8 protein-coding genes are annotated in these 10,942 nt (G+C 65.1%); 5 read left to right on the top strand and 3 right to left on the bottom strand.

The annotated features are described in order from the left end of the window. Position 1 precedes the first annotated feature (1 nt). From ML540_RS09290 to ML540_RS09280, 3 genes are read right to left on the bottom strand one after another with little or no spacing between them, the layout of a single operon-like run. Positions 2-757, bottom strand: coding sequence for a TIGR02186 family protein (locus ML540_RS09290; RefSeq protein WP_243360206.1), 756 nt, complete (start codon positions 755-757; stop codon positions 2-4). 1 nt (position 758) lies between these two features. Next, the gene (locus ML540_RS09285; protein ID WP_243360205.1) at positions 759-1,700 is read right to left on the bottom strand and encodes a sulfite exporter TauE/SafE family protein; all 942 of its coding nucleotides are present in this window, start codon (positions 1,698-1,700) and stop codon (positions 759-761) included. Then, entirely contained in the window at positions 1,697-2,146 is a 450-nt protein-coding gene (locus tag ML540_RS09280) for a universal stress protein (RefSeq protein WP_243360204.1), read from the bottom strand. Before ML540_RS09280 ends, ML540_RS09285 begins: the two co-directional genes overlap by 4 nt. 207 nt (positions 2,147-2,353) lie before the next feature. Between ML540_RS09280 and ML540_RS09275 the strand changes: the two genes are divergently transcribed. The 5 genes from ML540_RS09275 to ML540_RS09255 all read left to right on the top strand — a co-directional run bounded on the left by ML540_RS09275 (position 2,354) and on the right by ML540_RS09255 (position 10,862). Next, positions 2,354-3,835 (top strand): sensor histidine kinase, encoded by a 1,482-nt coding sequence (locus ML540_RS09275; RefSeq protein ID WP_243360203.1) that lies wholly within the window; start codon positions 2,354-2,356, stop codon positions 3,833-3,835. Further along, positions 3,825-5,168, top strand: a complete 1,344-nt coding sequence (locus tag ML540_RS09270; protein ID WP_243360202.1) for a sigma-54-dependent transcriptional regulator — start codon at positions 3,825-3,827, stop codon at positions 5,166-5,168. The genes ML540_RS09275 and ML540_RS09270 overlap by 11 nt, the downstream gene beginning before the upstream one ends. A gap of 176 nt (positions 5,169-5,344) precedes the next feature. After that, positions 5,345-6,190, top strand: a complete 846-nt coding sequence (locus tag ML540_RS09265; RefSeq protein ID WP_243360201.1) for a sigma 54-interacting transcriptional regulator — start codon at positions 5,345-5,347, stop codon at positions 6,188-6,190. Positions 6,191-7,044: 854 nt separating this feature from the next. Next, the gene (locus ML540_RS09260; RefSeq protein WP_243360858.1) at positions 7,045-8,067 is read left to right on the top strand and encodes a molybdopterin-binding protein; all 1,023 of its coding nucleotides are present in this window, start codon (positions 7,045-7,047) and stop codon (positions 8,065-8,067) included. Between the two features lie 71 nt (positions 8,068-8,138). Continuing rightward, positions 8,139-10,862 (top strand): molybdopterin-dependent aldehyde oxidoreductase, encoded by a 2,724-nt coding sequence (locus ML540_RS09255; protein ID WP_243360200.1) that lies wholly within the window; start codon positions 8,139-8,141, stop codon positions 10,860-10,862. Positions 10,863-10,942: the final 80 nt, after the last annotated feature.

The following is a 10,942-nucleotide window of genomic DNA, read 5'->3' as shown; positions in this document are numbered from 1 at the left end:
GCTAGTGCGCCCCTTTGCTCTGGAAGACCAGCCCGATGGCCAGTCCGCCCAGGATGGCTATGATCGAAGCCAAGATGCCATACCACGCCCCGTGGTTGAAAGCCAGATCGGCCATGAGGGCGGGCACCCCGATGAGCCGGGCGTCCACGGGCTTGGCGGACTGGCCCTGGACCACGCCGTCCTTCACCGCGAAGACTTCCACGGAGTAGGTGCCGGGAGACAGGCGCGAGGGGATGGCGAGCACGGCGCTGAACGCCTGCATGCCGTCGTGCTTCTCGCCGAGCTTCACGGCGGAAGACTCCTGGCGGAACAGGCCCTCCTGGCCTTTGAGCAGCAGAAGCTCGGGCAGGAGCGCCTTGCGGTCGGCCGAAGGCGGGTCGATGGAGATGTTGTCGGCCAGACCCTCCAGGCCGAGCTTGGCACCGGCCAGGCCCAGGTCCTTCATGGGGGCCGAGGAGTCGATGAGGCACACCTTGGGCACGTTGCCGAAGTGCAGGGTGTTCATGTTCATCCACAGAAGGCCCAGGGCCTTGCCCTTCTCCTTCATGCGCACGTCCTCGGAGGAGCCGACGAAACGCAGCACCACCTGGGAGCCCTCGGGCACGCGGCCTTCCACCTGCAGTGAGGTCCCGTTGTAGAGGGCGTGGATGTCGATGCTGCCGGGCTGGGCGGTGAAGTCGATGCCCGAGGCCCGGGCGGCCATGGGCGCGAACGCCGCGGCCAAGAGGATGCAGAGAAGAATCGCTGCGCGTTTCATGCTAGTGTCCTCCCACATAGGCCAGCAGCACGTCCGGCCGGGCGATCAGTTCGTAGAGAATCTTGAACATCACCACGAGCACCAGAGAGGCCAGCAGGATCTTCAGCTGCTCGCCGTGGAGCTTCTTGCCGACCTTGGCCCCGATCTGGGCTCCCAGCGACGAGCCGATCAGCAGGATCAACGCCAGGACGAAGTCCACGGTGTGGTTGGACACGGACTGCATCACCGTGACGTTGATGCAGGTGAAGAGGATCTGGAACAGGCTCGTGCCCACCACCACGTGCATGGGCATGCGCAGCAGGTAGACCATGACCGGCACCATGATGAAGCCGCCGCCCACGCCCATGATGGCCGACAGAACGCCCACCAGTCCGCCAAGGAACAACGGCAGCAGCGGCGACATGCGCACGCCCGAGCGCTTGAAATCCATCTGCCAGGGCAGGCTCGCCGTGAACCGGGCGAACGCTCCGGACTTGACGTGCTTCTCGGGCTCGTTTTTCGCCGGGGCCTTGGCCTTGCGCATGGCCTGCAGGCTCTCGATGAACATGTAGCCGCCGACCAGGCCCAGCATCAGCACGTAGGTGACGTTGATGAGGAAGTCCGCATTGCCCATCTGGCGCAGCACCTTGATGATCTCGACTCCCACCGTGCCCCCGAGCACGCCGCCGATCAGCAGGAGAAACCCCATCTTCACGTCCACGTTGCCCAGGCGCAGGTGCGCCAGGGTGCCGGACGTGGAGGCTCCCACGATCTGGTTGGAGTCCGAGGCCGCCGCCACGGTGGGCGGGATGCCCATCATGATGAGGAGCGGGGTCATGAGAAAGCCCCCGCCCACGCCGAAGATGCCCGAAAGCAGGCCGACCGCCCCCCCCAGGCCGAACACGGCCGCGATGTTCACGCTGTTGCCCGCGATGGGCAGGTAAAGTTCCACTGGAATGCTCATGCCCCGTCCTTTTTGCGTTCGTGGTGTCTCTTGGGCGAGACCAGCTCCACGCGGCAGTCCACTCCGTTGAGTATCCTGCCGAGAAGTTCGGACTCGCGCTCCCCGCCCTGGTCGTCCCCTCCGGCGGCGGCAGCCACCAGCAGGGTCGTTTTCAGTTGCCCCGCCGCGTCGATCAGCTCCTGGTCGTAGCGCCCTTCGGCCACGAACAGATCGACGTTGGCCCCAGCCGACTTGGCGGATTCGATCTCCGATTCCACTCTGCGCAGCACGGCCCTGCCCTCGGGCGTGTCCATCCCCGTCGCGCCTCCCGGCCCGTTGCCCCCCTTCGGGGGAAAAACGGTCAGGACAGAGACCCTGGCCTGGATGCGCGGAGCCAGGCACAGGGCCCGGACCAGCGATTCCCAGGAGGGGTGCGACGCGTCGATGCCTACGAGGATACGTTCCATGCTTGGTGTTTCCGCCGCAGAGGCTAAAGCAATGATGGGGCCACAATCGAAATATGCGCTAACATAAGAGAATTACACCATTCTTTTTTCATGGCCCGGCTCCTTGCCGAGCCCTCGTTCCAAATCGAAACATTCTCGCCTCTTTGGCTTGTATCAAATTGGAACATGATCTACGCTCGGGCCGGACGGCAGAAGGAGGGGCACGCCATGAACTCCGTGGAGCGGCTCAAGGTCTTTTTCAATTCCATCAAGGGCAAGATCCTGACCCTTTTCCTGGTGGCCTTCCTGGTGGCCTGCGGGCTCACTGCCCTGAACGTCTGGACGCTGGCCGCGGTGAGCGAAAGGCTCCACCTGAGCGAGCGCTACGACGATCTGTTCAACGCCATCCTGGAAGCCCGCCGCTACGAGAAGAACCTCTTGATCTACGGGGGGGCGGAGAGCCTGCGCGAGGGGCTTCTCTACCTGGACCAGGCAGAGGCGGCCGTGGACAGCCTGGGGGACGACCTCGCCAACCTGGCCGGGCCGAAAGTGCTGGCGGCCTTCCAGAAGACCCTGGCCCAGTACCGCGAGGACCTGTCCTCGCTGGAAGGGGCGGGAGACGTGGCCAAGGACAACGCCCGCTCCACCGGCAAGCTCCTGGTGGGCATGGCCGAACAGCTCAGCCGCACCAAGCGCGACCGCATCAACAAGACCATCTTCGAGGTGTCGCTCCTGCCCTTCGCCTACCTGGGCGTGTTCCTGGTGTTCATGGCCATCCTGGTCAAGGTCATCGCCCAGAGCCTGCTTAAGCCCTTGGGCATGATCGGCCAGATCACCGCGCGGGTGGCCAAGGGCGACTTCAGCCCCGTGGACGGCGGCGGGCAGCACATCGTGGAAATTTCAGGGCTCCTGGACGCCCTGAACCGCATGGCCATGGAACTGACCGCCAACCAGGAGGACCTGCTCCAGGCCCGCAAGATCGCGGCCATCGGCACGCTCACCGCCGGGATCGCCCACGAGATCAACAACCCCCTCAACAACATCGTGCTCTCGGCCGAGACGCTCCTCGAGACCCACGCGGACAACTTGGACGAGGACGGCCAGGAGGCGGCCCGCGACATCCTCTCCCAGGCGGAGCGGGCCGGGGAGATCGTGCGCAACCTGCTGGACTTCTCGCGCACGGAAAAGGCCAAGTTCAGCCCCCTGTCCCCGGATGTGGTGGTGAAGAGCTCGCTGGCCCTGCTCAAGAACCAGATCCTGATCTCGGGCCTGACCATGAACGTGGACGTGCCGCACGGCCTGGACAAGGTGGCCGGAAACCTGCGCCATCTGCAGCAGGTGTTTCTGAACCTCCTGCAGAACGCCGTGCAGGCCACCCCGGCCGGGGGGCGCATCGACGTGTCCGGGCGCGACGCCAGCGACTTCATCTGTTTCATCGTGCGCGACTCCGGCAAGGGCATCGACCCGAAGAACCTGTCGCACATCTTCGAGCCCTTCTTCACCACCAAGGAAGTGGGCAAGGGCACGGGTCTTGGGCTCGCCGTGACCTACTCCATCATCAAGCGCCACGGAGGGCGCATCGAGGTGGAGAGCGAGCCGGGACAGGGCACGGCCTTCTACGTGTTCCTGCCCAAGGCGGCCAAGGCCCCGGGCGCACCCCTCCAGGAGTCCGCCGGTGCGGCGGACGGGGAGGCCGGGCATGACCTGTAGGATCGCCGTGGTGGACGACGAGGCCGTGGCCCGCAAGCGCCTGGGCGACGCGCTTTTCCGCGACGGCTTCGAGGTAGAAACCTTCGAGGACGCGGAATCCTTCCTGGAACGGGGACGGGAGAAACCCTTCGACCTGGCCCTCTTGGACATGGTGCTGCCGGGGATTTCCGGCATGGAGGCCCTGTCGCGCCTCAAGGGTTCCGGAGACGACACCGAAGTCATCCTCGTGACGGGCCACGGCGGACTGGATACGGCCATCGAGGCCATCAAGCTGGGCGCGTTCCATTACGTGGCCAAGCCCGTGAAGCTGGCCGAGGTGCGAAGCCTGGTCAAGAGCGCCTGCGAGAAGGTGTCCATGCGCCGGGAGAACCGGCTTTTGCGCCAGGCCCTGCGCGAGGAGACCGGGCTCGAATCCATGATCGGGGCCAGCGCCTCCATGCGCCAGGTGTTCGAACTCATCCGCAAGATCGCGCCGGTGGGCTGCAACGTGCTGATCCAGGGGGCCAGCGGCACGGGCAAGGCCCTGGTGGCCCGGGCCATCCACAAGCTCTCCCCACGCAAGGACCAGGCTTTCGTGTCCTTCAACTGCGGCGGCTTTACCGAGGAGCTCATCTCAAGCGAACTCTTCGGCTACGAGAAAGGCGCCTTCACCGGGGCCCTGGCCACCCGCATCGGGCTTCTGGAATCCGCCGGGGGCGGCACGGTCTTTCTGGACGAGATCGGCGAGATGCCGCTCGCCATGCAGGTGAAGCTCCTGCACGTCATCCAGGAGCGCAGCATCCTGCGCGTGGGCGGCACCCGGCCCATCGACCTGGACATCCGGGTCATCGCCGCCACCAACCGTGACCTCAAGCAGGAGGTGGCCCAGGGCCTCTTCCGCGAAGACCTCTACTACCGCCTCAATGTGGTGGGCATCCAGTTGCCGCGGCTTGCCGAAAGGCGCGAGGACATCCCGCTGCTCACCCGCCACTTCATGGACAAGTACAGCCTGCTCTTCCACAAGGACGTGCGCGCCGTGCGCCCCCAGGCCCTGCAGATACTCATGAACTACAATTTCCCGGGCAACGTGCGCGAGCTCGAGAACATCATCGAGCGGGCCGTGGCCCTGTGCGAGGGCGAGGCCGTCACCGTGGCCGACCTGCCCCAGGACCTGCGCCAGATGGACTTCGACTCCGTGGAGGGCGAACGCCTCCAGAGCCTGGAGGAGGTGGAGCGCCGCCACATCGCCCGGGTGCTCACGCGCACCGGGCGCAACAAGGGGTTGGCCGCCCAGATCCTGGACATCCCCAGGACCACCCTGTGGCGCAAGCTCAAGCAGTTCAAGCTGGAGTGAGGCCTCCTGCCGGGCGACCCCGGGGCATGTTCCAGATTGAAACACACTCGGCAGGCCCGGAGGGCATCCCAAATCGGGGCGATTAAAAAGAGCACGCAAAAACGAAGGGTTGCAAAACACCCGGACACCCTCGCCCCTCCTGCTTCCCCTGGCATGCATCTTGTTAAAGCCTATGCATGCACGACCACACCCCCGCCCCCCCCGAGCACGACGAGGCCCCCGCTCTGGCAAGCCTGCCAGACTGGTTCGTAAGCCGCGAAGTCATCCCCCTGGACGACCAGGTGGCCCTGGTGGTCTGCCACCAGGCCATGCACGAGATTGTGGGCGTGTGCCGCGACCTCGCCGAATCGCCCGCCCCCGTGCTGCTCACGGGCGAGACCGGGGTGGGCAAGAGCCTGCTGGCCCGGTTCATCCACGCCAGCCGGGACCCGTACGCGCCCTTCGTGTCCGTGACCACCGCCGGGCTCGAGGCCCCGGTGCTCCTGGGCACGCTCTTCGGCGAAGGCCCGGCCCGGAGCGCGGGGCAGCCCCTTGAGGCGCAGGCCGCCGGGGGCACGCTGGTGCTGGAGGAGATGGGGGACATGCCAAGCGGCGTGCAGGAGCGCCTGCTGCGGGCCTGGGACCAGCCGGCGCAGGACTCTCCCGCCCAGTGGATATGCACCACCAACCTGCCCCGGCGCGTTCTCGACGCCCCCGGGACCATGATTCCCGGATTCCTCGATCGCTTCCGGCGCATCCACGTGCCCCCGCTTCGCGAACGCAGGCAGGACATCCCGGCCATCGTGGCCTATTTCTCCCGGCTCAAGTCCTCCCGGGAGGCATCCCTCGAGAGCCTGGAGGACCTGGCCAAGAGGCTCGCCCGCCACGAGTTCCCGGGCAACGTGCGCGAGCTCGAATCCATCGTGTCCCTGGACGCGGGCGGCCTGTCCTGGGAGTGGCGCACCGACGGCCCACACAGCGGCTTCTGCGTGGGAACCTCCGGGAAAAAGGGCCGCAAGGGCGCTCGCAACACCTCCCGCTGAGCGGTCGGAACCCTCGGCCAAGGCACCCTGCCCTTGGGGGGTACACCTGATCCGGCGCGAACAAGACCTGCAGGGACGGGGTGGACAAGCCGGGGTTCGCACCGACGCGGCGCGCGGCGCTCACCAGCGGCGGGAGTTTGCAGCCCTTTCCGCGAAGCCCCCTCGACCCGCTCGCTCACCAAAGACTGTAAATGCAGGATTTATTACCGACATCTTTTTTTAGGCAAGCGTGAGGATTGTGTCTTTTTTACCCATCTGCCCGAAAGGGTGGTTCTTTTTTTCACCCCATTAATAACATCTCTGAATAACTAATCTTTTCGCAAATCCCATTCCTCCGGCGGATTCCGTATCTCCGACGCAGGAAGGCATTTGTCTCTCATTTTTCGCCGCGCCCTACCCCAACGCCTCTCAACGCGCTGAAATATAAGTTATATTTCATTGGCGCACTCTTTGCTGCTTTAATTCAAATGTGCGCTTTATGTTATATTTAACATACTTCATAAATGTTACCGTTACACATTGATGTTGACATGCTAAATCCGTGTAACGCATCGATCACAAAAGGACAGACTCACTTTAATTTGCATTCAATTCCGCATCAGTGAGATTGTATTTATCCTGATCGCAAGAACATTGCAGTCACAACTTGCACAGTCGCTGTAAATACAAAACAAAAAGACATATTTTTAATTTTTAACATTCAGACAAGGTCCCGTCAGCGTCATTAATATGCCAAATTTGATATATGCCAAAACCGACACGAATGATGGGCAGGACGCATCCACCCGGGGATCGGATTCCGTGAAGATTTCAAACCGCCGCCAGGGAGAACCCCCATGCGCATGATGAAAGGAATGAAGGCCATACCGGTGCACGAGGCCGTGGGAACCGTGCTCGGCCACGACATCACCCGCATCGTGCCCGGCCAGGAGAAGGGCACGGCCTACCGCAAGGGCCATGTCATCACCCGTGAGGACATCCCCGGGCTTCTCACCGTGGGCAAGGAGCACATTTTCGTCTTCGACCTGCGCCAGGGCTTCGTGCACGAGGACGACGCGGCCCTGCGCCTGGCCGGGGCGGCCCGCGGCCAGGGGCTCGCCCTGTCCGCGCCCTCCGAGGGCAAGGTGACGCTCACGGCCGCGCACGCGGGCCTTCTCAAGGTGGACGTGGAACGGCTCACCGCCCTCAACTCCATCGAGGACATCGTCTTCGCCACGGCCCACTCCAATCAGCAGGTCCAGGCCGGGCAGCCCGTGGCCGGAACGCGCGTGGTGCCCCTGGTCATCGAGGAGGAGAAACTTGAGCGCGCCGAGCTGGCCCTGGCGGGACGGCCGCTCATCGAGGTCAAGCCCTTCGCGCCCACGCTGGTGGGCATGGTCACCACGGGCAGCGAGGTCTTTTCCGGGCGCATCCGGGACGGCTTCGGCCCGGTGGTGCGCCGCAAGTTCGAGAGCCTCGGCAGCACAGTCTTCCGCCAGGTCATCGTGAACGACGAGATACCCATGTGCGTGGCCGCCATCCGCAAGCTTCTGGCCGAGGGCGCGCAGATGATCGTGGTCACGGGGGGCATGTCCGTGGACCCCGACGACCAGACCCCGGCCAGCATCCGCGAGGCCGGGGGCAAGGTGGTGGGCTACGGTGCGCCCGTGCTGCCCGGGGCGATGTTCCTGCTGGCCATGATCGGCAACGTGCCCGTGCTCGGGCTGCCCGGCTGCGTCATGTACCACAAGGCCAGCATCTTCGACCTCGTCGTGCCCAGGCTTCTGGCAGGCGAGACGGTGAGCGCCCGCGACATCGCGGCTCTCGGGCACGGCGGGCTGTGCATGGCCTGTCCCGAGTGCCGGTATCCCGTATGTCCGTTCGGAAAAGGCCAATGATTCCGGCTGGCATCGCGCCGCCGGACCATCCGTGACCACGACTTCAACCCGATGCGACAAGGAGGCAGGGAATGATCAAGAGGAGCCTTATCATCAACGGCAAACCCCAGACCGTGGTGACGGACCAGGACGAAACCCTGGCCAACGTGCTGCGCAAGCAGCTCAAGCTCACCGGCACCAAGGTGGGCTGCGGCGAGGGCCAGTGCGGCGCGTGCAACGTCATCGTCAGCGGCAAGCTGGTTCGCTCCTGCGTGACCAAGATGAAGCGCGTGGCCGACGGCGCCGACATCTACACCATCGAAGGCCTGGGACAGCCCGGCAACCTCCATCCCCTGCAGCTGGCCTGGATGGTCCACGGCGCGGCGCAGTGCGGCTTCTGCTCGCCCGGCTTCATCGTTTCCGCCAAGGCGCTGCTCGACGCAAACGCCGACCCCACCCGCGAGGAAGTGCGCGAGTGGTTCCAGAAGAACCGCAACGCCTGCCGCTGCACCGGCTACAAGCCCCTGGTGGACGCGGTCATGGACGCGGCCAAGGTGCTGCAGGGCAAGCTGAAGATGTCCGACCTGGCCTACAAGCTGCCCAAGGACGGGCGCATCTGGGGCACCAACTTCCCCCGCCCCAGCGCCGAGGCCAAGGTCACCGGCACCTGCGACTATGGCGCGGACCTGGGCGTGAAGATGCCCGAGAACACCCTGCACATGGCCCTGGTCCAAGCCACGGTGTCCCACGCCAACATCAAGGGCATCGACACCTCCGAGGCCCTCAAGATGCCCGGCGTGCACAGCGTGCTCACCCACAAGGACGTCAAAGGCAAGAACCGCATCACCGGCCTCATCACCTTCCCCACCAACAAGGGTGACGGCTGGGACCGCCCCATCCTCTGCGACGAGAAGGTCTTCCAGTACGGCGACGCCATCGCCATCGTCTGCGCCGACACCGAGCACAATGCCAAGGCGGCCGCCGCCAAGGTCAAGGTGAAGCTGGAAGAGTTGCCCGCGTACATGAGCGCCCCGGCGGCCATGGCCGACGACGCCATCGAGATCCACCCCGGCACGCCCAACATCTACTTCACGCAGAAGATCGTGAAGGGCTCCGACACCAAGCCGGTCTTCGACAAGGCCCCCGTGGTGGTGGAGGACGACTTCTACGTGGGACGCCAGCCCCACCTGCCCATCGAGCCCGACGTCGGCTTCGCCTACGTAAACGACGAGGGCAAGCTGGTGATCCACTCCAAGTCCATCGGCCTGCACCTGCACCTGTACATGATCGCCCCGGGCCTGGGCGTCGAGGCCGATAAGCTGGTCATGATCCAGAACCCGGCCGGCGGCACTTTCGGCTACAAGTTCAGCCCCACCATGGAAGCCCTGGTCGGCGTGGCCGCCCTGGCCACCGGCCGCCCGGTGTTCCTCTGCTACGACTACCACCAGCAGCAGACCTATACCGGCAAGCGCTCGCCGTTCTTCATGAACGTGCGCATGGCCGCCGGCAAGGACGGCAAGCTGCTGGGCATGGAGAGCGACTGGACCGTGGACCACGGCCCCTACTCCGAGTTCGGCGACCTGCTGACCCTTCGCGGCGCGCAGTTCATCGGCGCGGGCTACTCCATCCCGAGCATCCGGGGCGAGGGCCGCACCGTGTGCACCAACCACGCCTGGGGCTCGGCCTTCCGCGGCTACGGCTCGCCCCAGAGCGAGTTCGCCTCGGAAGTGCTCATAGACGAGCTGGCCGAGAAGATCGGCATGGACCCCCTGGAGCTGCGCTACCTCAACTGCTACCGCAAGGGCGACACCACCCCCAATGGCCAGGAGCCCGAGGTCTACAGCCTGCCCGAGATGATCGACAAGCTGCGTCCCAAGTACGAGGCCGCCAAGGCCAAGGCGAAAAAGAACTCCACCGCCGGGACCAAGCGCGGCGTGGGCATCTCGCTTGGCGTGTACGGCGCAGGCCTCGACGGCCCAGACGCCTCCGAGGCGTACGTGGAGCTGGGTCCCGACGGCACCATCACCATCTTCAACACCTGGGAGGACCACGGCCAGGGCGCGGACATGGGCACGCTCGCCACCGCCCACGAAGCCCTGCGCCCCATGGGCATCAGGCCCGACCAGATCAGGCTGGTGATGAACGACACCAGCGTGGCCCCCAACTCCGGCCCGGCGGGCGGCAGCCGCTCCCAGGTGATGGTGGGCAAGGCCATCGTGGCTGGCTGCGAGCTCCTCATGGCGGGCATGCGCAAGGCCGACAAGACCTACCGCACCTACAAGGAGATGGTGGCCGAGAAGATCCCCACCAAGTACACCGGCCAGTGGACCGCCCCGGCCACCCACTGCGACGAAAACGGCGTGGGCAACCCCTTCAGCTGCTATATGTATGGCCTGTTCATGTCCGAAGTAGCCGTCGAGGTGGCCACCGGCAAGGTCACCGTGGAGAAGATGACCCTGGTGGCCGACCTGGGCACCATCTGCAACAAGCTCGTGGTGGACGGCCAGATGTTCGGCGGCATCGCCCAGGGCATCGGCCTGGCCCTCACCGAGGACTTCGAGGACATCAAGAAGCACTCCACCCTGGTGGGCGCGGGCTTCCCCTACGCCTTGCAGATTCCCGACGACATCGAGCTCATGTACGTGGAGACTCCGCGCGCCCACGGTCCGCACGGCGCGTCGGGTTCGGGCGAGCTGCCCCTGACCTGCCCCCACGCGGCGGTCATCAACGCCATCTACGACGCCTGCGGCGTGCGCATCACCAAACTCCCGGCCCTGCCGGAAAAGGTGCTGGCGGGCCTTGCGGCCGCGAAGTAACGTCGAGACGAAAGCGCCCCGAGGCGCAAACCGAATGAACCGCAAAGAGGGAGCGGGCGAAAAACGCCCGCTCCCTCAAC

Source organism: Fundidesulfovibrio terrae (assembly GCF_022808915.1).
Lineage (GTDB): Bacteria > Desulfobacterota > Desulfovibrionia > Desulfovibrionales > Desulfovibrionaceae > Fundidesulfovibrio > Fundidesulfovibrio terrae.
This window is presented reverse-complemented; position numbering and strand designations above follow the sequence as displayed.

Coding starts and splice junctions, on each gene's coding strand:
- ML540_RS09290 (WP_243360206.1), bottom strand. CDS start 757: ATGAAACGCGCAGCGATTCTTCTCTGCATCCTCTTGGCCGCGGCGTTC.
- ML540_RS09285 (WP_243360205.1), bottom strand. CDS start 1,700: ATGAGCATTCCAGTGGAACTTTACCTGCCCATCGCGGGCAACAGCGTG.
- ML540_RS09280 (WP_243360204.1), bottom strand. CDS start 2,146: ATGGAACGTATCCTCGTAGGCATCGACGCGTCGCACCCCTCCTGGGAA.
- ML540_RS09275 (WP_243360203.1), top strand. CDS start 2,354: ATGAACTCCGTGGAGCGGCTCAAGGTCTTTTTCAATTCCATCAAGGGC.
- ML540_RS09270 (WP_243360202.1), top strand. CDS start 3,825: ATGACCTGTAGGATCGCCGTGGTGGACGACGAGGCCGTGGCCCGCAAG.
- ML540_RS09265 (WP_243360201.1), top strand. CDS start 5,345: ATGCACGACCACACCCCCGCCCCCCCCGAGCACGACGAGGCCCCCGCT.
- ML540_RS09260 (WP_243360858.1), top strand. CDS start 7,045: ATGAAGGCCATACCGGTGCACGAGGCCGTGGGAACCGTGCTCGGCCAC.
- ML540_RS09255 (WP_243360200.1), top strand. CDS start 8,139: ATGATCAAGAGGAGCCTTATCATCAACGGCAAACCCCAGACCGTGGTG.